The sequence below is a fragment of the Modestobacter sp. Leaf380 genome, from assembly GCF_001424485.1.
In the GTDB taxonomy this organism is placed as follows: Bacteria; Actinomycetota; Actinomycetes; order Mycobacteriales; family Geodermatophilaceae; genus Klenkia.
In genome coordinates, this window is the sequence record NZ_LMQC01000025.1 from 1 (window position 1) to 21,967 (window position 21,967).

General features: G+C 73.8%; 16 protein-coding genes and 2 pseudogenes. 9 read left to right on the plus strand and 9 right to left on the minus strand.

The features are described from left to right. The 3 genes and pseudogenes from ASG41_RS25340 to ASG41_RS21950 all read right to left on the minus strand — a co-directional run. A pseudogene (locus ASG41_RS25340) lies at positions 1-1,063 on the minus strand (methyl-accepting chemotaxis protein); the annotation flags it as partial. After that, a complete protein-coding gene (locus ASG41_RS25565; protein ID WP_369800070.1) occupies positions 990-2,012 on the minus strand; it encodes a GAF domain-containing protein in 1,023 nt (340 codons plus the stop codon). The pseudogene ASG41_RS25340 and the gene ASG41_RS25565, both read right to left, overlap by 74 nt. Then, the gene (locus tag ASG41_RS21950; protein ID WP_082557259.1) at positions 1,978-2,730 is read right to left on the minus strand and encodes a class I SAM-dependent methyltransferase; all 753 of its coding nucleotides are present in this window, start codon (positions 2,728-2,730) and stop codon (positions 1,978-1,980) included. Before ASG41_RS21950 ends, ASG41_RS25565 begins: the two co-directional genes overlap by 35 nt. A 289-nt stretch (positions 2,731-3,019) precedes the next feature. Here ASG41_RS21950 and ASG41_RS21955 point away from each other — a divergent pair, with 289 nt between their 5' ends. The 8 genes from ASG41_RS21955 to ASG41_RS21990 all read left to right on the plus strand — a co-directional run bounded on the left by ASG41_RS21955 (position 3,020) and on the right by ASG41_RS21990 (position 11,384). Next, positions 3,020-4,012: a hypothetical protein gene (locus tag ASG41_RS21955; protein ID WP_056300815.1), complete on the plus strand. Its 993-nt coding sequence runs from the start codon at positions 3,020-3,022 to the stop codon at positions 4,010-4,012. Between the two features lie 4 nt (positions 4,013-4,016). Further along, positions 4,017-5,573: a hypothetical protein gene (locus tag ASG41_RS21960; protein WP_200939184.1), complete on the plus strand. Its 1,557-nt coding sequence runs from the start codon at positions 4,017-4,019 to the stop codon at positions 5,571-5,573. After that, positions 5,570-6,292 (plus strand): ABC transporter ATP-binding protein, encoded by a 723-nt coding sequence (locus ASG41_RS21965; RefSeq protein ID WP_056300818.1) that lies wholly within the window; start codon positions 5,570-5,572, stop codon positions 6,290-6,292. Before ASG41_RS21960 ends, ASG41_RS21965 begins: the two co-directional genes overlap by 4 nt. Further along, complete coding sequence (locus ASG41_RS21970; RefSeq protein ID WP_082557233.1) at positions 6,289-7,590, plus strand: ABC transporter permease; 1,302 nt, start codon at positions 6,289-6,291, stop codon at positions 7,588-7,590. Before ASG41_RS21965 ends, ASG41_RS21970 begins: the two co-directional genes overlap by 4 nt. A gap of 43 nt (positions 7,591-7,633) precedes the next feature. Next, a complete protein-coding gene (locus ASG41_RS21975; RefSeq protein WP_056300822.1) occupies positions 7,634-8,092 on the plus strand; it encodes a DIP1984 family protein in 459 nt (152 codons plus the stop codon). Positions 8,093-8,386: 294 nt separating this feature from the next. Beyond that, positions 8,387-9,409, plus strand: a complete 1,023-nt coding sequence (locus tag ASG41_RS21980; protein ID WP_200939185.1) for an iron-siderophore ABC transporter substrate-binding protein — start codon at positions 8,387-8,389, stop codon at positions 9,407-9,409. A 23-nt stretch (positions 9,410-9,432) separates the two neighbouring features. Continuing rightward, positions 9,433-10,308 (plus strand): serine hydrolase, encoded by an 876-nt coding sequence (locus ASG41_RS21985; RefSeq protein ID WP_056300825.1) that lies wholly within the window; start codon positions 9,433-9,435, stop codon positions 10,306-10,308. Between the two features lie 104 nt (positions 10,309-10,412). Continuing rightward, positions 10,413-11,384, plus strand: coding sequence for a zinc-binding dehydrogenase (locus ASG41_RS21990; protein WP_056300828.1), 972 nt, complete (start codon positions 10,413-10,415; stop codon positions 11,382-11,384). 46 nt (positions 11,385-11,430) lie between these two features. Here ASG41_RS21990 and ASG41_RS21995 read toward each other — a convergent pair whose 3' ends face one another. The 6 genes and pseudogenes from ASG41_RS21995 to ASG41_RS22020 form a co-directional block, all read right to left on the minus strand. Next, a complete protein-coding gene (locus ASG41_RS21995; protein ID WP_056300830.1) occupies positions 11,431-12,387 on the minus strand; it encodes a VWA domain-containing protein in 957 nt (318 codons plus the stop codon). Then, entirely contained in the window at positions 12,384-13,304 is a 921-nt protein-coding gene (locus ASG41_RS22000; RefSeq protein ID WP_235565008.1) for a DUF58 domain-containing protein, read from the minus strand. Before ASG41_RS22000 ends, ASG41_RS21995 begins: the two co-directional genes overlap by 4 nt. A 257-nt stretch (positions 13,305-13,561) precedes the next feature. Then, a pseudogene (locus ASG41_RS22005) lies at positions 13,562-14,485 on the minus strand (AAA family ATPase); the annotation flags it as partial. A 334-nt stretch (positions 14,486-14,819) separates the two neighbouring features. After that, positions 14,820-16,211 carry a C40 family peptidase gene (locus ASG41_RS22010; RefSeq protein WP_235565009.1) on the minus strand — a complete coding sequence of 464 codons (1,392 nt, stop codon included), beginning with the start codon at positions 16,209-16,211 and terminating at the stop codon, positions 14,820-14,822. Between the two features lie 176 nt (positions 16,212-16,387). After that, the gene (locus ASG41_RS22015) at positions 16,388-17,926 is read right to left on the minus strand and encodes an AMP-binding protein (protein WP_056300833.1); all 1,539 of its coding nucleotides are present in this window, start codon (positions 17,924-17,926) and stop codon (positions 16,388-16,390) included. Positions 17,927-17,957: 31 nt separating this feature from the next. Further along, positions 17,958-18,944 (minus strand): phosphatase PAP2 family protein, encoded by a 987-nt coding sequence (locus ASG41_RS22020; protein WP_056300835.1) that lies wholly within the window; start codon positions 18,942-18,944, stop codon positions 17,958-17,960. Between the two features lie 195 nt (positions 18,945-19,139). Between ASG41_RS22020 and ASG41_RS22025 the strand changes: the two genes are divergently transcribed. Next, entirely contained in the window at positions 19,140-21,965 is a 2,826-nt protein-coding gene (locus ASG41_RS22025) for an aconitate hydratase (protein ID WP_056300840.1), read from the plus strand. Positions 21,966-21,967 lie beyond the last annotated feature (2 nt).

Below are 21,967 nucleotides of genomic sequence, written 5' to 3' on the forward strand. Positions count from 1 at the left end.
CGAGGATGGCGCGGGTGACCGCGACCTGTTCGGTGAGGACGCCGCCGATGACGGCCTGGGTCTCGTTGATGGTGTCGATGACGGTGCTGATGGCGGCGAGGGTGGCCACGACGGCGTCGACCTGGTCCTGGATGGCGGTGATCTTGGCGGTGACGTCGGTGGTGGCCACGGCGGTCTCGCGGGCCAGTTCCTTGACCTCGTTGGCCACGACGGCGAACCCGCGGCCGGCCTCGCCGGCGCGGGCGGCCTCGATGGTGGCGTTCAACGCGAGCAGGTTGGTCTGGGCGGCGATGGTCCCGATGGTCTGGGCGACCTGACCGACCTGCTGGCTGGACTCACCCAGGGCGGCGACGACGGTGTTGGCCTGCTCGGCCAGGTCCCGGCCCTGGGAGGCCACGGTGGTCGCGGAGAGCACGTTGCGCTCGACCTCCTCGATGGAGGTGACCAGTTCCCGGCCGGCGGTGGCCAGCTGCTCGGTGGCGGCGATGCGGTCCAGGGCGGCACCGAGCAGGTAGGCGGTGTTGCGCAGCGCGGCTTCCCGGCCCGGGGACATCACCAGGGTCCAAGTGGCGAAGAAGTCCATGGTGCCGATGACCTGCCCACCGGAGGTGATGGGCAGGCACACCCCGGACTTCACCCCGGCGCGCTGGGCGGCGGGGGCGCGCACGCAGTCGGTGAGCTCGCCCAGGTCGGGCACGAAGACCATGTCGCGGCGCTGCCACGCCCGCCCCGACAGCCCCACACCGGGGGCGAAGGTCGCGGCCAGGGTGACGGCGCGGAACTCCGGGCCGGCGTCCCCGGACTCCCGCTCGAACCGCAACACCCCTGCCGCGGGGTCGACCCGCCAGAACGAGCCGTAGGCCCAGCCGAAGTCGGTGCGGATGGTGTCCAGGGCGGCGGCCAGCGCGGTGTCGGCGTCGGTGGCGGCGGTCAGCTGCTGCAGCACCTCGGTGACCGCGGCGACGTCCTGGGCGGACTTGGCCTGCGCCTCACCGGCGGCCAGGCGGGCCAGCGCCTGGGACACCAGGGTCCCGATCGCACGCAGGGTGGCCAGCCGGCGCGGTGCGAGCTCCAGGGTCTCGGTGGTGAAGAAGTCCATCGTCCCCACCACCGCACCGGCGGCCACGATCGGGAAGCACACCCCCGACCGCACCCCCACCCGCTGCGCCACCGGGGCCCGCACGCAGTCGCGCACCTGCCCCAGGTCCGGCACGAACACCAGGTCGGCCGTGGCCCACGCGCGCCCCGACAGACCCACACCCCGGGCGAACGTCGCGGTCGCCGTGACCCGCGCGAACTCCTCGCTCACCGACCCCGACTCCGAGGAGAAGTGCAACAGCCCATCGGCCGGATCGAGGCACCGGACCAGGAGGAACCATGCCCAACCCGTTCGTGAAGTTCTGCAGGGTCTCGGTGGTGAAGAAGTCCATCGTCCCCACCACCGCACCGGCGGCCACGATCGGGAAGCACACCCCCGACCGCACCCCCACCCGCTGCGCCACCGGGGCCCGCACGCAGTCGCGCACCTGACCCAGGTCCGGCACGAACACCAGGTCGGCCGTGGCCCACGCGCGCCCCGACAGACCCACACCCCGGGCGAACGTCGCGGTCGCCGTGACCCGCGCGAACTCCTCGCTCACCGACCCCGACTCCGAGGAGAAGTGCAACAGCCCATCGGCCGGATCGATGGTCCAGTGCGACCCGTAGGCCCACCCGAACCCCTCCCGGACAGCGGACAACGCAGCCCGCACCGCCTCCTGGCTGGACGAGACACCCGCCAACGCCGACACCACCGACGTCACCGCATCGACGTCGGCCTCCGCGTCGGCGGTGAGGGCGGCGGCGTGGGAACGGGACAGGGCGGATCGCACGTGGGCCCTCCAGGGGCTGTACGGAGCGCGGGCCGCGGCTTCGACCGTCTCCTGTCTCTCCCTTCGGCGGCCCAGCCAGCCACTGAAGCGGTGGTTGAACACCGGATCAGTCTGAATCAGCCGTTTCCGGAACGGGCCCATCCGGGCGGGAGAAGACGTACTCGGCGAACACCCCGTCGGCGGAGTACTCCGCGGTCTCCAGCACCAGGCCGGCCCGCTCCGCGAGAGCCTCGAACAGCCAGGTGAACGTCGAGTGCTCGTCGCGGACGTGCTCCTCGAAGTCCGCGCGACTCCACCCGTCGCCGCCGTCGGGACCGCCGGTGGCGCACCACGCCTCCAGCCGCTCCTCGGCCTCGTGCACCTCGAAGGACCAGACGACGTCCCAGACCCGGAGCACCCCGCCGGGGCGCAGGGCGTCCCGGATGCGGGCCAGTGCGACGCCCTTCCAGAAGTCGGGCAGGTGGTGCATCGCGTACCGGCTGTAGACGACGTCGGCCGGCGGACCCTGGTGCTGGTAGTCCAGGAACCCGGCCTGCACGACGGTGACGTTCTCCAGCCCGGACCGCCTCAGCTTGGCCTCCAGCTCGGCGATCATCACCGGGGAGACGTCGACGGCGACCACCCGCCCGCACACCCGCGCCGCCGCGAGCGCGAACTGACCGGTGCCCGTGCCGAGCTCCACGACCACCGAATCGCCGTCCATGCCCCAACGCTGCAGCAGCGCCACCTCACGGTCGGGGGCGGCGTCCTCGATGGCGTCGTAGCGCGCGACGTGCCCGGCGTCGAGGTTCTCCCGGCCCGCGCTGGCGACCTGGTCCAGCAGCCACCCCGGACGGCCTGGTGCGTCTGCTGCTGTCATGCCCTGACCGTAGGGCCGGCGCGTCCCGCGGACGAGACCCCGCCACCCCTCGTCCCAGGCGCCGCCGACGCTGCGAGCGGGGTGCCAGGACCGCACGCGCCGGTCGCGGGTGGACCACGCGGCTCACATGCGTCTGCTGCGATACGGCATGGGATCGTTTGGGCTCCGACCTGGGGCGATGTCCGTCTGGAATCTGATACCAACGGCCTCGCAATCCGCCCCCGGGATGACGCCACACGGCCTCCGCGGGCCCTAGGGTCTGGCTCACCGCCGTCTGAGAAGGAGAACCGTGCGCGTCTTGCGAGGTCCCGCCGTCCTGTCCGCCGCCACCGTGCTCGCCGTGCTGCTGGCCGGGTGCTCCGGCTCGGGGGACGACGACGCGTCCGGCGCGCCCGCCGAGCAGACGTCGCCCCTGTCGGAGTACCTGAGCGCCGTCTACGGCGGCGACCTGTCCCCCGACGAGCAGGAGCGCCAGTTCGCCGAGCAGCAGGCTCAGACCGAGGAACTGGTCGCACAGTGCATGCAGGACGAGGGTTTCGAGTACAGCCCGGACACCCAGAGCGGCGGCTTCACCAGCGGAGACGACATCGAGTACGAGCCCGAGGACCGCGACTGGGTCGCCCAGTGGGGTTACGGCGCCGTCAACTCCCCCTTCAACGACCCGGCGCAGCCCACCGAGGAGTACGTGGACCCCAACGGCGACTACCTCGCCACGCTGTCGGAGTCCGAGCAGGCGGCGTTCAACGAGGCGCTGTACGGGCCGGGCCCCGACGAGGACGAGATCTCCGAGGACGGGTCCTTCGACTACGACTGGCAGACCGCCGGCTGCCAGGGCGCCGCCCAGCACCAGGTGTCCGGGGACGACCCGAGCCAGTCCGAGGAGTTCAAGCCGCTCTTCGACGCGATCAACGCCCTCTACGAGGACACCCAGTCCTCCCCCGAGATGTCCGACCTGGACGCCGAGTGGGCCGCCTGCATGGACGCGGCCGGCAAGACCGGGTTCACCATGCAGGCCGACGCGCAGAACTCGGTCTACGACGACATGAACGCCCTCTACGAGGAGATGCCCGTCTCCGAGGACGGCAGCGGTGAGCCCGACCAGGCCGCCACCGACGCGCTGGCTGAGAAAGAGGTCGAACTCGCCCTCGTCGACCTGGACTGCCGCGAGGAGACCGACTACCGGGACCGGTCGGCGGAGATCACCCGTGTCGCCGAGGAGCAGTTCATCAGCGACCACCAGGCCGAGCTCGACGCACTCGTCGCCGCCTCCGAGCAGGACTGAGCCGGTGCCGGACGAGACCCCCGCCCTGCCCGGGGACCCCGCCCCCCGCGCCTCGCCCGCAGCGCGGCTGCGGGCCCGGCTCGGCGCACTGCCGACCCTGGTGCGCCGCAACCGGGCGCTCTGGGTGACCGCGGCCGTCGCCGTGGTCGCCCTGGTCGCCGGGCTGCTCGTGGGCCGGTTCGTGGTGGCCCCGGACGACGCCTCGGCGCAGGTCCCGAGCCCTGGCCTGGTCACCGTGCCGGTGGGGTTCGGCCCGCTGAGCAACGACGTCACCATCCGCGGCGAGGTCGGCTACGCCGACTCCGTCGAGGTCACCATCGACACCTCCTCGATCTCCGGGCCGGCGGTGGTCACCGGGCAGGTCCCCGAGGTGGGTGCCGAGCTGGGCCCGCTGGGCGTCGCCCTCGAGGTCGCCGGCCGGCCCGTCGTGGTGCTGCCCGGTGAGCTGCCGGCCTACCGCACGCTGCGCTTCGGCGTCTCGGGCCCCGACGTCGTCCAGTTCAAGGAGGCGATGCGGGCCGTGGGCCTGGACGCCGGCGACCCGGCCAGCAACGTCTTCGACCAGACCGCCGCCGCCGCCGTCACCTCCCTGTACGCCCAGGCCGGCTACCCGGTCCCCTCCGACGAGGACGGCGCGCAGGACGGCGTCCGGGCCGCGCAGGAGGGCGTCCGGGCCGCCGAGCAGGCCGTCTCCGCCGCCCAGGCGGAGGTCAGCTCGGCCCAGGGCGGCCCGACGGCGGTGCAGGTGCAGGAGGCCGACAACGCGGTCGCCGCCGCCCGCCGCGAGCTGGACGCCGCCCTGGCCGCCACCCCCGACGACGGCGTGGCGATCGGTGGGCTCCGCGACGCACTGACCCTGGCCCAGCTCCAGCGCCAGGCGCTGAACGCACCCAAGGACACCACCGCCCAGCGGGCCGCGCTCACCGCCGCGCAGGGCCAGCTCACCCAGGCCCGCACCGACCTCACCCGCGCCCAGCAGGAGGCACTGCCCTCCCTGCCCGCCGGCGAGGTGCTCTACCTGACCCAGCTCCCCCGCCGGGTCGACGCCGTCGCCGCGGAGCGCGGGAAGGTCCTGGACGGGGCCGCGATGACGGTCTCGGGGGCGACCCTGGCACTCAGCGGCACCGCCGCCGAGGCCGACGCCCGGTTGCTGGTCGTCGGGCAGCCGGCGACCTTCGACCTGCCCGACGGGACCGAGGCTCCGGCGACGATCAGCAGCGTCGAGCCCGGTGCCGACGGCGAGGCCCGCTGGAGGGTGCTGCTGGCACCGGGGCCGCTGACCCCCGAGCAGGTCACCGAGCTGCAGGGCACCAACGTCCGGGTGTCGATCCCGGTCGGGGCGACCGAGGGCGACGTGCTGTCGGTGCCGCTGGCCGCGCTGAGCGCCGGGCCGGGCGGGGAGTCCCGGGTCGAGGTCGTCGACGGCGACCCGCGCGCGGGCGCACAGGCCCAGACCCGGCTGGTCGTGGTCGAGACCGGCCTGGCCGCCGACGGCGCCGTCGAGGTCCGGCCCACCGACGGCGACCTCGGCGAGGGCGACCTCGTCGTCGCGGGCCGGTGACCGCCAGCCCGGCGGCCACCACCGCACCACTCCCGGCCGGCGCGCCGGAGCCGGCGATCGAGCTGCGCGACGTCACCCGGTCCTTCCCCGGCCCGCCCGAGGTCCAGGCGCTCAAGGGCGTCAACGTCTCCGTCGCCGACGGCGAGTACGTCTCGATCATCGGCCCCAGCGGTTCCGGCAAGTCCACGATGCTGAACATCCTGGGCCTGCTGGACCGGCCCACGGTCGGTGAGTACCGGCTCGGCGGGGTGCTCACCAGTGGCCTGGGCGAGGACGAGCGCGCCGCTGTCCGGGCCCGGCAGCTGGGCTTCGTCTTCCAGGCCTTCCACCTGATGTCCCGGCGGACGGTGCTGGAGAACGTGCTGCTGCCGATGCTGTACGCCGGCACCCCGCGGGCCGAGCGGGAGCCCCGAGCCCGGGAGGCGCTGGAGCGGGTCGGCCTGGGCCATCGGCTGGGGTTCCAACCCGGCACGCTGTCCGGCGGGGAGCGCCAGCGGGTCGCGGTGGCCCGCGCGGTGGCCACCCGGCCGCGCGTGCTGCTGGCCGACGAGCCCACCGGCAACCTGGACCAGGCCACCAGCGCGGAGATCATGGCGCTGTTCGAGGAGCTCAACGACGACGGCCTGACCCTCGTCGTCATCACCCACGACGACGGCGTCGCCCGCCGGGCACACCGCCGCATCCGGCTGGCCGACGGCCGCGTCAGCAGCGCCGCGTGAGGGGACTCCGTGGACGCCGCGGTGGGCGTCGCGGCGACGCGGCCGGGCCGGCGACCACACCGCTGCGCGCCGTCGCACCGGCCGACCGGTTCCGGTTCAGCGACCTGCTGGGCGAGGCCACCGCCGACATCGGGTCCCGCCCCGGCCGGCTGGTCACCACGATCATCGGGACGGTGCTGGGGATCGCCGCGCTCATCGCCACCATCGGCTTCGCCCAGACCGCGGCCGGTCAGATCGCCCAGCAGTTCGACGCCACCGCGGCCACCCAGCTGTCGGTCACCCCGGCGACGGCGGACACCACCGGCGGCACGACCGTCGCCGCCGGGGTGCTGCCCTGGGACGCCCCGGCCCGGCTGGAGCGGCTGGCCGGCGTCGAGTCCGCGGCCCTGCTGGCCGAGGTGTCGCTGCCCGAGGTGACCATCACCGCCGTCCCGGTCAACGACCCCTCGCAGGCACCGGTCGCCGCACCGCCGGTGTACGCCGCGTCGGAGGAGCTGCTGGACACCCTGGGCGGGCACGTGGCCACCGGCCGGTTCTTCGACCGCGGTCACGACGCGCGGGGCGACCGGGTCGCGGTGCTCGGCTCCCGGGCCGCCGAGCGGCTGGGCGTGCAGCGGGTGGACACCCAGCCCTCGGTGTTCATCGACGGCATCCCCTACACGGTGCTGGGGGTCGTCGACTCCTACGCCGCCCGCGCCGAGCTGCTCAACGCCGTCGTCCTGCCCACCGGGACGGCGCGCGCCGACCTGGGGCTCACCACACCGGGCGACGCCCAGGCCCGCATCGCGATCGGCGCCGGACCGCAGCTGTCCGAGCAGGCCCCGCTGGCGCTGGCCCCCGACGACCCGGAGAGCCTGGAAGTCAGCGCGCCCCGCGGCCGTTCCGACCTCGGCGAGGACGTCCAGGCCGACGTGAACGGGGTGTTCGTCATCCTGTCGCTCGTCGTGCTGCTGGCCGGCGGAGTCGGCATCGCCAACGTGACGATGCTGTCGGTGGTCGAGCGGACCGGGGAGATCGGGCTGCGCCGCGCGGTGGGTGCCACCAGCCGGCAGATCGCGGGCCAGTTCATGGCCGAGTCCGTCGTCGTGGGTCTGCTCGGGGGGCTGATCGGCGCCTCGCTCGGGGTGTTCTCCGTCGTCGGCCTCTCGCTGGCCCGCGGCTGGACCCCGGTGCTGGACCCCTGGGTGGCTGTCGGCGGAGCCCTGCTGGGAGCGGTGCTGGGTCTCGTCGCCGGGGGCCTGCCGGCCCGCCGGGCGGCCCGGATCGAGCCGGTCGACGCCCTGCGCGGGGGCACCTGACCGCGCACTCCGTCCCGGGCATCGACGCCCGTAGGGTCGGGGCGTGAAGATCGCCGAGGCACTGACCCTGCGGGCCGAGGCCCAGCGCAAGGTCCACCAGCTGCGGGCCCGGATCACGGCCAACGCCCACCACCAGGAGGGCACCGAGCCCACCGAGGACGCCGCGGAGCTGCTCGCCGAGGCCGAGGGCGTGCTCGACGAGCTGGAGGTCTGGATCACCCGGATCAACCGGACCAACGCCGCCGTCGACCTGGGTGCCGACGGCACGATGACCGACGCGCTGGCCCGCCGCGACGTGCTGCGCCTGCGGCACGGCCTGCTGGTCGGTGCGGCCGACGCCGCGGGCGGCGAGGGCTTCCGGCACCTGCGCAGCGAGCTGCGGCAGCTGACCACGCTCCCGGTGCGCGAGCTGCGCGCCCGCGCCGACGACGTCGCCCGGGAGCTGCGCGAGCTCGACGTCCGGGTGCAGCAGGCCAACTGGACCCACGACCTGCTGGACTGACCGGCTCCTACACTGGCCCGGCCGTCGCGGGAGCCGGTAGCCACAGGGGAGCGGGCACGGACCCGACCGTCCGGCGGGCATCCGGACCACTGCTGGCAGGTGGGGGGCAGCCTCGGAGTTCGACTCTCCGGAGCACGACGCAGCCCAGCACGACGCACCACCGACAGTGCACGCAGCACGACTCACCACCACGTGCCGGTCCCTGCGGTGAGGGTGGGGCAGGGGTCTCCCGCGACGGCCCCGCGGCCCCGGTTAGGCTCGCCAGGTCAGGTTAGCCTCACCTCAGGAGTCCCCGTGTTCTCGTCCTCCCGCCGCGCTGCCGTGCTCGCCGCCGTCTCTGCTCTGGTCCTCAGCGGCTGCGGCACCTCCGAGGAGCCGGCTGCCACGGCGGAGTCGGACTCCGCGTCGGCGTCGTCCTTCCCGCTCACGATCGAGCACGCGCTCGGGGAGACCGTGATCGAGGAGGTGCCCACGCGCGTGGTCACCTGGGGCTTCAGCGACGCCGACGCCGTGCTGGCGCTGGGCGTCGTCCCGGTGGCCATGCCCACGGTCACCTACGGCGCGAACCCCGACGGCGTGCTGCCGTGGATCCAGGACGCCGTCGACGAGGCGGTGGCCGGCGGCGCGGAGGCCCCGACGCTGCTGCCCGACAGCACCGAGGTCCCCTTCGAGGCGATCGCCGCAGCCGCGCCGGACGTCATCCTGGCCACGTACTCCGGTCTCACCCAGGAGGAGTACGACACCCTCACCGACATCGCCCCGACCGTCGCCTACGCCGACGAGCCGTGGACGACGCCGTGGCGTGACGTCGTCACCGGCGTGGGCGAGGTCCTGGGACGTGAGGAGCAGGCCGCCGAGCTGGTCGCCGACACCGAGCAGCTGATCGCGGACGCGGCCGCGGCGCACCCCGAGCTCGAGGGCGCCACCGTGGCCGCCGTCTCGGACTTCTCGGGCACCTTCTACGTCTACGAGGAGGCCGACCCCCGAGTCGAGTTCCTCACCGACCTGGGCCTGCAGGTCGCGCCCAGCGTGGGCGAGCTGTCCACCGGCCAGTCGACCTTCTACTACGAGCTCAGCTACGAGGCACTGTCCGACCTGACCAGCGACGTCCTGCTGACCTACTCCGAGGACCGAGCGGCGCTGGACTCGTTCCTGGCCTCACCCCAGGCGCAGACCATGTCCCAGGTGCTGGAGGGCCGGGTGGCGCCCGTGGTCGGTGCCGACAAGGTGTCTGCGGTCTCCCCGCCGACGGTGCTGTCGCTGACCTACAGCCTGGACGACACCGTCGCGGCACTCTCCGCCGCCCTGGCCGCCTGAGCCCTCGGCCGGAGGTCCCGGCGATGACCGACGCCCAGGACGTGCTCGAGCAGCTCGTCCGGGCCGCCGCCGACGATGGGTTCCGCGCGCACGCCGTGCACGTCCGCACCCGGACCGGCACGGCGGCGCACGCCTGGAGCCCGGACGTCCGCCGGGACGTGCACTCGATCGCCAAGGGCGTGTGCGTCCTGGCCGTCGGGATGGCGTGCGACGAGGGGCTCTTCGACGTCGACGCACCCGTGGGTGCCTCCCTGCCCGCGGTGGCGCTGGGACCCGGGGTGGACGAGGTGACCACCCGGCACCTGCTGGGCATGACCAGCGGCATCGACCTGCCGTGGTCGGCGACGCTGATGACGGATTGGCCCGACCTGGCCGTCGAGTTCCTCGGCCGAGCGACCGCCGGGCGCGTGTTCCAGTACTCCAACGCCAGCACCTACACCGCGATGCGGGCCCTCGACGCGGTCGTCGGCGACGTCCTCGCGTGGCTGCAGCCACGGCTCTTCGAGCCCCTGGGCATCCAGGACCCCACCTGGGAACGCTGCCCCCGCGGCCACGTCGCCGGCGGCGCTGGCCTGCACCTGACCATCGGGGAGCTGGCCCGGCTCGGCCGGCTGATCGCCGACGACGGAGTGTGGGATGGACGGCCCCTGGTCTCCCGGCGGTGGACGGACGCGATGCACACGGACTGGGTCGACCGGGACGCCGGCCCCGGCTACACCCGCTACGCCCTCGCCGGCTGGGAGGGCCCGGGCGCAGCCTGGCGGCTGCACGGTGCCCACGGCCAGCTGCTGGTCTTCCGCGGCAGGGACGTCGTGACCATCACCGCCGACGACCACGCGGGTGCCGACCGGATGGCCGGACACGCGGCCGCGGCCTTGGAGCGCCTGCCCGGCGGTTGACCCGGCCCCCCGGACGGGAAGGCGCCAGTGCCGACATCGGTGTGGGCCTCGGTGCCCCACCGCCACTGGGGACCCCAGCCGTCCCACGCCCTAGCCTCGAGGCCATGCGTGCAGTCCAGATCACCCGCTTCGGCGGCCCCGAGGTCCTCGACGTCGTCGACCTCCCCGACCCCACCCCCGGCGAGGGCCAGACCCTCCACGAGGTGTCCGCGGCGGGGGTGAACTACGCCGACACCCACCAGGTGGAGAACTCCTACCTGGCCGCGCAGACCCTGCCGCTGGTGCCGGGCGCGGAGTTCGTCGGCACCCCGGTCGGCGGCGGGCAGCGCGTCGTCGGGCTGCTGGACGGCGGCGGCTACGCCGAGCGCGTCGCCGCGGTCGACCGGCTGTCCTGGGCGGTCCCGGACGGCGTCACCGACGAGCAGGCCCTGGCCCTCGTCCTGCAGGGCACCACCGCCTGGCACCTGCTGCGCACCAGCGCGCACCTGGCCGCCGGGGAGTCCGTCGTCGTCATCGCCGGCGCGGGCGGGGTCGGGTCACTGGCCGTGCAGCTGGCCAGGCAGTGGGGCGCTGGCCGGGTCATCGCCACCGCCTCCAGCCCGGACAAGCGCGCCCTGGCCGAGCGGCTCGGCGCCGACGCCACCGTCGACCCGGCGCTGGCCGACGACGACCCGAAGACCTTCACCGCCGCGCTGCGCGAGGCCAACGGCGGCAAGCCCGTGGACGTCGTCCTGGAGATGACCGGCGGCACCGTGTTCGACGGCTCGCTGCACGCGCTGGCGCCCTTCGGCCGGCTGGTGGCCTACGGCATGGCCGCCCGGACCCCGGCCGCACCGGTCCAGGCCCCGGCGCTGATGCAGAAGTCCCGCGCCGTCATCGGGTTCTGGCTGGCGCACTGCATGGCGCGCCCGGAGATGCTCGACGCGGCGATGACCGACCTGCTCGCCATGGTCGACGCCGGGACGCTGGAGCCGATCAGCGGCGGCCGCTACCCGCTGTCCGCCGTCCGCGAGGCGCACCAGGACATCCTGGCCCGCCGCACCACCGGCAAGCTCAGCCTGGACCCCCGCCGCTGAGGGCCTCCTCCCACCGTGGACCAGCTCAGCTGGTCCACGGTGAGTGCTACAGCAGGCGGTTGGTCCACAGCAGGGACAGCACCACGCCCAGGAACGCGAAGAGCACTCCCCCGCGCACGAACCAGGGGCTGATGTCCTGCGGCTCGGTGGTGTAGCCGATCTGGCTGCCGATGTCGAAGTAGACCTGCTCCAGCTCGGAGGCGCTCGCGGCCTCGGAGTAGCTGCCACCGGTGGCGTCGGCGATCTGCTCCAGGGTGGCCCGGTCGACCGGCACCGGCTGCGACTGGCCCTCGATCTCCACGGTCCCGAAGTCGGTGCCGAACGCGATCGTGGACACCGGCACCTCGGCGGCGACCGCCGAGTCCACGGCCGAGCTGACGTCCCGGCCCACCGTGGAGTAGCCGTCGGACAGCAGCACGACGCGGGCCGGCGGCGCGGACTCCCCCGCCTCCTCCAGCGTCGACTGGAAGTTCTGCACCGCGGTCAGCGAGGTGAAGACGGCGTCGCCGATCGCGGTGGCCTCCGACAGCTCCAGGTTGCCGATCGCCGCCGTCACCGCCTCCCGGTCGGTGGTGGGGCTCACCAGCGTGCTGGCAGTGCCGGAGAAGGCCACCAGCCCCAGGTTGATCCGCTCGGGCAGGACGGTCGCGAACTCCGCGGCCGCGGTCTGCATCGCCTCGAACCGGCTGGGCTCCACATCGGTGGCCTGCATCGACAGCGAGACGTCGACGGCCATGATCACCGTCGCCCGCTCCCGCGGCACCCGCACCTCGGTGGAGGGCTGGGCCAGCGACAGCACGAACGCACCCAGGGCCAGTGTCACCAGACCGAAGGCCAGGTGCCGGCGCCACCCGGGCCGCTTGGGCACCAGCGAGCCGAGCATCGCGACGTTGGTGAACCGCGCCGCGTACTTCTGCCGACGCCGCTGCAGCACCACGTAGAACACGGCCAGCGCGACGACGGCCAGCAGCGCCAGCAGCCACCACGGGGACTGGAAGCTCATCGCGAGGCACCCCCGGCCCCGGCCCGACGCCGGTCGGCGACGAAGCGGACGACGTCGGTCACCCAGTCCCGGTCGGTGCGCAGCTGCAGGTGGCCGGCGCCGACCCGGCGCAGCGTCGTGGCGATCTGCCGGCGCTGGGCGGCGGCGCCCTCGGCGAACCGGCGGCGCACCTCCGCGTTGCCGGTGGGCACCTCCAGCGTCTGCCCGGTCTCGGGGTCGACCACGGTCAGCAGGCCGACGTCGGCCAGCTCCAGCTCGCGCGGGTCGACCACCTCGATGGCCAGCAGCTCGTGCCGGGTCGACAGTCCCCGCAACGGGCGCTCCCAGTCGGCGTCGCCCAGGAAGTCCGAGACCACGCAGACCAGCCCGCGACGACGGGGCGGACGGCGCAGCGACTCCAGCGCCGCGGCCAGGTCACCGCGTCGTCCCCCGGCGGCGCGCGGGGTGCGCACCACCTGGCGGAGCATCCGGTCGGCGGCCAGCCGGCCGGGCAGCGCCGGGTACCGGTCGACCCGCTCGCCGGTGGTCACGATCGCGCCCAGCCGGTTGCCGTCGCGCACCGTCAGGTGGCTGACCGCCGACAGCCCGGCGATCGCCAGGTCGCGCTTCTCCATGTCCGCGGTGCCGAAGTCCAGCGACGCGGACAGGTCCAGCACCACCCAGGTCTCCAGCTCCCGGTCGGCGATGGTCTCCCGCACGTACGGCGACTGGGTGCGGGCGGTCACGAACCAGTCCATCCGGCGGACGTCGTCCCCGGGGTGGTAGGAGCGGGAGTCGCCGGCCTCGGTGCCCGAGCCCGGGACCAGGCCCAGGTGGTCGCCCTGCAGCAGGCCGTCCAGCCGCCGCCGCACCGTCAGCTCCAGCCGGCGCAGCAGCACGTCGGCGTTGGTGTGGTCCGGCTCGGGGGCCGGTGGCACGGGCAGGGCGGTCGGCTCCCCCGAGCCCCGACGACGTCCGATCACGCGGACTGCGGTCCGAAGCCGCCCTGCGGTCCTTGCTGCGGTCCCTGCTGCGGCCCCTGCGGCGGACCCTGCTGAGGCGGACCCTGCTGCTGGGGACCCTGCGGGCCGCCCCACTGCTGCTGCGGGCCGCCGCTGCCGGGCACGACCGGCCCGCCGGGACTGCCCGGCCCGAAGCCGCCGGCGCGCTGGCGCGGGGTGACCTGCGGCAGTGGCACGCTCTGCACGATGCGCTTGACCACGTGGTCGGCCGGCACGCCGTCGGCGAGCGCGTCGTAGGACAGCACCAGCCGGTGGCGGAGCACGTCGGCGGTGATGTCCAGGACGTCCTGCGGGAGGACGTAGTCCCGGCCGCGGACCAGCGCGAGCGCCCGGCTGGCCGCCACCAGGCCCAGCGTGGCGCGCGGGCTGGCGCCGTAGGTGACCCAGTTGGCGACGTCGGGCATGCCGTGCTCGCGCGGCGTGCGGGTGGCCACGACCAGCCGGACGACGTAGTCGACCAGCGCGTGGTGCACGAAGACCCCGGAGGCCGTGCGCTGCAACCGGCGGAGGTCGTCGGGGCCCAGCACCGTCTCGGCGTGCGGCGGGTTGGCACCCATCCGGTAGACGATCTCGCGCTCCTCCTCGGGGCTGGGGTAGTCCACCAGCACCTTCATCAGGAAGCGGTCCCGCTGGGCCTCGGGCAGCTGGTAGACGCCCTCGCTCTCGATCGGGTTCTGGGTGGCCAGCACCAGGAAGGGGTCGGGCAGCGGGTGGGTCACGCCGCCGATGGACACCTGGCGCTCGGCCATGACCTCCAGCAGCGCCGACTGCACCTTGGCCGGCGCGCGGTTGATCTCGTCGGTCAGCACGAAGTTGGCGAACACCGGGCCCAGCTCGGTGTCGAAGGCGTCCTGCCCGGCCTTGTAGATGCGGGTGCCGATGATGTCGGCGGGCACCAGGTCGGGAGTGAACTGCAGGCGGGCGAACGAGCCGCCGACCGCGGTCGCCAGCGTCTCGACCGCCAGGGTCTTGGCCACCCCGGGCACGCCCTCCAGCAGCACGTGGCCGCGGGCGAGCAGCCCCACGAGCATCCGCTCGACGAGCCGGTCCTGGCCCACGATGACCCGCTTGACCTCGAAGAGGACCCGCTCGAGCAGCGCCGCGTCGGTCGAGGGCGGGGTGTGCTGCTGGGCGGGTGAGGCGGGCTGGCTGCTGGCAGCGCTGGTCACGTGGCTCCCTGGTCCGGGCTGGTGGCTGGGCCGTGCTGGTGCACCCGCCAGTGTCCCCCACCGAGCTGTGCGCGGCCGCACCGCGGAGCAGCCCCGTCGACGGCCGTCCACACGTCGCGTCGTCCCTGGTGTCCCAGCAGCCCCGGGGCTGCTACCGTGGTCCACGCGTCGGGCAGCTCCCCCCGTGGCTGCCCGACGCCCCAACGCACGAGAGGCCGGTGTCGGAACCCCGACACCGGCCTCTCGCGTTCCTGCCCCTGTCTCAGGCGCTGGGACGGACCGCCCCGTAGTAGTCGGCGCCGTACCGCACGTTGCTGACCTTGACGTCCTGGCCGCTCGTGGGGGCCTCGATCATCTGGCCGCCGCCGATGTAGAGGGCCACGTGGTAGATCGAGGTGTAGGCCGAGCCCGATCCCCAGAACAGGAGATCGCCGGCCTGCAGCGACGAGGCGTCGACCTGCTTGTTGCGGTTGTTCCACCACTGGTCGCGGCTGGTGCCGCCGATCCGGATGCCGGCGCGGGCGTAGGCGTACTCGGTGAGCCCGGAGCAGTCGAAGCCGTAGACCGCGGTGTCCGGCGGGATGCCGTAGCTCGGGCCGTTCGCACCGCCACCGCCCCAGGAGTAGGGCAGACCCAGCTGGGTGCGGGCGGCCGCGATGGCAGCCTGGGCCGTGGACTGGGACGGCGCCCCGGCGTTCCCACCGGACGGGGCCGGAGCGGGTGCCGGCGCGGGGGCCGGGGCCGGGCGGGACGACGAGCCGCCACCGGAGGACGTCGCCGGGCGGCTGCTGGTCGTCGCGGACGGCGCGGCCGGTGCGGCGGCCGGGGTGGAACGGGTCCGGGTGGGGACGGCGGCAGCTGCGGCGGCAGCGGCAGCGGCCTGCTGACGGGCCACCTCGCGGGCACCCTGCAGGCCGTAGAGCTCCTGCTGGGCGGACTGCAGCTGGGCCTGGAGACCGGCCTGCTGGCCGGCGAGGCCGTCGGCCTGTGAGCGGGCGGCGCTCTCCTGGGTCTGGGCGGTGGCCAGCGACGCCTCGGCCTGGGCCTGCAGGTCGGTGGCGGCGGTGAGAGTCTGCTCGGCCTGCTCCTCGGCCGCGGTGGCCTGGGCCTGCAGCTCGGTGAGCTCGACCAGGACGTCGGAGCGGTGGCTGCCGGCGGCCTCGAGCAGGGCGGCCCGCTCGATCAGCTCGGCCGGGCTGCCCGACGTCATCAGGCTGGCGACCCCGGGGGTGGTGCTGCCGTTCATGTAACTGGTGCGGGCGAAGCTGTCGACGTCGTCCTGGCCGACACCGACGGCCGCGACGGCGGCGTCCTCGGCGGCGGACGCGGCGTCGGCCTCGGCCTGGGCGGCCTGCGCGGCGGTCTGCTTGTCCTCGTAGTCCTGCAGGGCGATCTGCGCCTGCTGGTGGGCGGTGTCCGCGGCGACCTGGGCCGCGGCCAGCTGGGCCGAGATGGCCCCGACCTCGGCGGCGGCCTGCTCCTGGGCGGACTGCGCGGCGGCGATCTCGCCGTCGGTGGGGTTGGTCGGGGTGGCCTGGGCCAGACCCGGGGCGAACCCGACGGTGACCGCGGCGGCCAGCAGCACCGCGGCCGACCGGGCCGACCACCGCTGTCCACGACTGCCCCGGAGGACTCCCTGCACCTTCGTCTGCACGCCTGACGACCTCTTCCACCACCGGTCCACGGTGGCGCCGCCTGAGCGGTGCGCACCGCGGACGCTCTCGACCACGGGACACCACCGGTTGCAGTGGTGCCACGCGGTCCATCGACGGTGGCTCGGCGTGTCTTGACACCGCCTCCCCCCATGGGGGGAGGCGGTGGGCTACGGCGTCAGTTCACGGAGCGCTCGGAGCCCTCCCAGAAGGCCTGGCGCAGCTTGAACTTCTGGATCTTGCCGGTCGCCGTCCGCGGGATGCCGTCCCGGAACTCGACCCGCTTGGGCAGCTTGTAGCCGGCCAACCGGGTCCGGCAGTGCGCGATGAGGTCGGCCTCGGTGACCGTCTCCCCCTCGGTGAGGACGACCAGCGCGGTGACCATCTCGCCCCACTTGTCGTCGGGCACGCCGATGACGGCGACCTCGGCGACGGCCGGGTGGCTGAAGACCGCGTCCTCGACCTCGATCGAGGAGACGTTCTCCCCGCCGGTGATGATCACGTCCTTCTTGCGGTCGGAGATGGTGAGGTAGCCGCCCTCGTCGATGGTGCCGCCGTCCCCGGTGTGGAACCAGCCGCCCTCCAACGCATCGGCGCTGGCGTCCGGGTTCTCCCAGTAGCCGGCCAGCACGGTGTTGGACTGCGCGAGCACCTCACCGGACTCACTGGTGCGCATCCGGGTGCCCAGCGCCGGGACGCCGGCCCGGGACAACGCCCTGGCCCGCTCGATGGGCTCCAGGTCGTCGTACTCGGCGCGCGGGCGGTTGACCGTCAGCAGCGGCGCGGTCTCGGTGAGGCCGTAGATCTGGTTGAACTCCCAGCCCAGCTCCTCCTCGACCCGGGCGATGGTCCGCGAGGGCGGCGGGGCGCCGGCGACGACGATGCGCACCTGGTCGCGGCCGGGCACCTCGCCGTCCCACTCGGCGGCGGCGTCCAGGACGGCGTTCCACACCGCGGGGGCCCCGGCCATCATCGTGACGCCGTGCTGCTGCACGCGGCGCAGGATCTCGGCGCCGTCGATCTTGCGGATCGGCACCTGGCGGGCCCCGACGCCGGCCATCGAGTAGGGCAGCCCCCAGCCGTTGCAGTGGAACATCGGCAGCGTGTGCAGGTAGACGTCGCGGTCGCTGACCTGCATGTGCATGCCGAAGACGACGGCGTTGGTCCAGATGTTGCGGTGGGTCATCTGCACGCCCTTGGGGCGGGCCGTCGTCCCCGAGGTGTAGTTGACGGTGGCGGTGGCGTCCTCGTCGGGCTCGGCCCAGGGCCGCGGCTCGGTGTCGAAGCGCAGCAGGCCCTGCTCGTACTCCTCGCCGGTGAGCAGGCGGTGCTCGGCGGTGACGCCCTTCAGCGCGGGCTCCAGCTCGGGGTCCACCAGCAGCACCTTCGCGCCCGAGTGCTCGACGATGTAGGAGACCTCCTCGGCCGAGAGCCGGAAGTTGACCGGCACCAGCACCCGCCCCGAGCTGGGCACCCCGTAGAGCAGCTCCAGCACGCGGGCGGAGTTGTGGCTGACCACGGCCACCCGCTCCCCCTCGCCCACCCCGAGGGCGTCCAGCCCGGCGCCGACGGCCCGCGCCCGGCGGGCGACCTCGCGGTAGGTCAGCTCGCCGAGGGAGTCCGCGGGCTGCTGCGGCTCGTCCACGATCCCGATCCGGTCGCCGTAGACGAGCTCCGCGCGCTCGAGGAAGTCGCGGGTGGTGAGGGGGACGCGCATGCCGGCTCCGTGGGGTCGGGGCCGACCGGGGTCAGCCGCGGAGAGTGGTCGGCGTCACGCTAGCGCCCAGGAGGGACCGTCGCCGTTGCACGCCGGACGCAACCCCCTCCAGCACCGGGACCGCCCGCCACACCGCCACCGCGTAGGCCGCACCGAGCAGCGTGTCGACGACGTAGTGCTCCCCCGACCAGACCAGCGCCACGGGCATCGCCAGCGCGTAGGCCACCAGCAGCACCCGCTGCCAGCGCCGCCGGGCCCACGACCAGCCGACCAGGCAGACCAGGACGGCGAAGGCGGTGTGCAGCGAGGGCACCGCGGCCACCGGGTTCACCGCGCCCTGCCCGGCGTGCAGCAGCGCCCCGGCCCGGGGCAGCCCCAGCTCGGCCCAACCGTCGCCGCTGCGCCGGGCGACCTCGCCGATCACACCCTCCCGGGCGGCCAGCCACGGCGGCGCGGCCGGGTAGAGCACGTAGGTGACCAGCCCCGCCACGGACAGGCCGACCACCGTCCGCGCGTACCGGGCCCACCGCGCCCGGTCCCGCAGCCACAGCACCGCCAGCACCAGCGGCGTGAGGACGAAGTGCGAGGCGTAGACCAGCGTCACCGCCACGGCCAGCCAGCCCGGCGCGGTCAGGTGCGCCTGCAGCCACACCGTGGGGACGACGCCGAACAGCGCGGTGTCGACGGCGGCCGGCTCGGTGAGGTGCACCGGGGCGCCCAGGCCGTCCGCGATGCCCCGGCTGGCGTCGTAGAGCAGCAGCACCGCGCCCAGCGGCACCCAGTCGGCGAGCAGCCGGACCGCGGCGCGCCGACCCCGGCCCGCGCACCGGCAGGCCAGCCCCGCCAGCACCCACAGCAGCACGCTGAGCCGGTCGGTGGGCAGGCCCTGCCACGCCACGACCACCAGCAGCGCACCCAGGTGTGCCGTCGACAGGACGGCCCGCAGTGCGCGACCCCGATCCGGCAGCCCGGCCGCTGGTGCGGGGACGGCGGGGGTCCCCACCGCCGTCGCCGTCATGGCGGGAAGGTAGGTGTCGGAGTGCCCGGGACGGCGGTTCCGGCGCGCGAGCGGGCCACCTGTGCCCCAGCCGTCCCGTGAGCGCGGTCACGCACCATGTGGCAAGGGTTGCCTCACTCCGCACGCGTCAGCGGGAGCTGGGATGATCGGGGGTGCTCAGAGCGCGATGGGACCAGCGAGGGTGAGGCGCAAGCAGTGGCAGCCAGCAAGGACAGCTTCGGAGCACGGTCGACGCTGAGCGTCGACGGCACGGACTACGACATCTTCCGGCTCGACGCGGTGGAGGGGGCCGACAAGCTCCCCTTCAGCCTCAAGATCCTGCTGGAGAACCTGCTCCGCACCGAGGACGGCGCCGACATCACCGCCGACCACGTGCGGGCGATCGCGAACTGGGACCCCTCGGCCGAGCCCGACCAGGAGATCCAGTTCACCCCGGCCCGCGTGGTCATGCAGGACTTCACCGGCGTGCCCTGCATCGTCGACCTGGCCACCATGCGCGAGGCCATGGCCGACCTGGGCGGCGACCCGACGAAGATCAACCCGCTGGCACCGGCCGAGCTGGTCATCGACCACTCCGTCATCTCCGACGTGTTCGGGACCCCCGAGTCCTTCGAGCGCAACGTCGAGATCGAGTACCAGCGCAACGGCGAGCGCTACCAGTTCCTCCGCTGGGGCCAGGGCGCCTTCGACGACTTCAAGGTCGTCCCCCCGGGCACCGGCATCGTCCACCAGGTCAACATCGAGCACCTGGCCCGCGTGGTCTTCCCCCGCCAGGAGGGCGACCGCACGCTGGCCTACCCCGACACCTGCGTGGGCACCGACTCGCACACCACCATGGTCAACGGCCTGGGCGTGCTGGGCTGGGGCGTCGGCGGCATCGAGGCCGAGGCCGCGATGCTCGGCCAGCCGGTGTCGATGCTGATCCCCCGCGTCGTCGGCTTCAAGCTCACCGGCCAGCTGCCGGACGGCGCCACCGCCACCGACCTGGTCCTCACGATCACCGAGATGCTGCGCAAGCACGGCGTCGTCGGGAAGTTCGTGGAGTTCTACGGCGCCGGTGTCTCCGCCGTCCCGCTGGCCAACCGCGCCACCATCGGCAACATGAGCCCGGAGTTCGGCTCGACCGCGGCGATCTTCCCGATCGACGGCGAGACGATCCGCTACCTGCAGCTCACCGGCCGCAGCGACGCCCAGGTCGCCCTGGTCGAGGCCTACGCCAAGACCCAGGGCCTGTGGCACGACGAGACCCGCGAGCCGGTCTTCTCCGAGTACCTCGAGCTGGACCTGGCCACGATCGTGCCCTCGATCGCCGGCCCGAAGCGCCCGCAGGACCGCGTGCAGCTCTCCGACGCCAAGGCCGCCTTCCGCGAGGTCCTCCCGACCTACGCCGGGCACGGCGACAGCGACCCCGACGACGCCCCCACCGCGGCCTCTACCAACGACGAGGGCGTCGAGGAGACCTTCCCCGCCTCCGACCCGGTGTCCGCCGGCTCCAACGGCAACAACGGCGCCGAGCCGCACACCGTCGTCCCCGACCGGGTGCCCGACCGCGCCTCCAAGCCCACCCGCGTGGTGCTCGAGGACGGCACCGAGACCTACGTCGACCACGGTCACGTCACGATCGCCTCGATCACCTCGTGCACCAACACCTCGAACCCCTCGGTGATGATCGGCGCCGCACTGCTGGCGAAGAACGCCGTCGAGCGCGGGCTGACCAGCAAGCCGTGGGTCAAGACCACGCTGGCGCCGGGGTCCAAGGTCGTCATGGACTACTACGAGAAGGCCCAGCTCACCCCGTACCTGGAGAAGCTCGGCTTCTACCTGGTCGGCTACGGCTGCGTGACCTGCATCGGCAACTCCGGGCCGCTGCCCCCCGCGATCAGCGAGGCGGTCAACGAGGCCGACCTGGCCGTCGTCTCGGTGCTGTCGGGCAACCGCAACTTCGAGGGCCGGATCAACCCCGACGTCAAGATGAACTACCTGGCGTCCCCGCCGCTGGTCATCGCCTACGCGCTGGCCGGCTCCATGGACGTCGACCTGAACAACGACCCGCTGGGCCAGGACCACGACGGCAACGACGTGTTCCTGCGCGACATCTGGCCCTCGCCGCTGGACGTGCAGCGCACGATCGACGAGTCGATCACCAAGGAGATGTTCGTCGAGGACTACGCCGACGTCTTCGCCGGTGACGAGCAGTGGCGCTCGCTGCCCACCCCCGAGGGCAAGACCTTCGACTGGGACGCCGAGAGCACCTACGTGCGCAAGCCCCCGTACTTCGACGGGATGCCGGCCGAGCCGACCCCCGTCGAGGACATCACCGGGGCCCGCACGCTGGCCGTCCTGGGCGACTCGGTCACCACCGACCACATCTCCCCGGCCGGTTCGATCAAGGCCGACTCCCCCGCCGGGAAGTACCTGGCCGAGCACGGCATCGAGCGTCGTGACTTCAACTCCTACGGCTCGCGCCGCGGGAACCACGAGGTCATGATCCGCGGCACCTTCGCCAACATCCGGCTGCGCAACCAGCTGGTGCCCGGCACCGAGGGCGGCGTCACCAAGAACCACCTCACGGGTGAGACGACGACGATCTACGACGCCTCGCGCGCCTACATCGACGCCGGCGTGCCGCTGGTGGTGCTCGCGGGCAAGGAGTACGGCTCCGGGTCCTCGCGTGACTGGGCCGCCAAGGGCACCGCGCTGCTGGGCGTCAAGGCCGTCATCGCCGAGAGCTACGAGCGCATCCACCGCTCCAACCTCATCGGCATGGGCGTGCTGCCGCTGCAGTACCCCGAGGGCCAGACCCGGGAGTCCCTCGGCCTGACCGGTGACGAGGAGTTCACGATCACCGGCATCACCGGGCTGAACGACGGGTCCACCCCGCGCACGGTGAAGGTGGTGGCCGGTGGCGTGGAGTTCGACGCCAAGGTCCGCATCGACACCCCCGGCGAGGCGAACTACTACCGCAACGGCGGGATCATGCAGTACGTGCTGCGCTCCCTCCGCGGGTCCGTCCCGGCCTGATC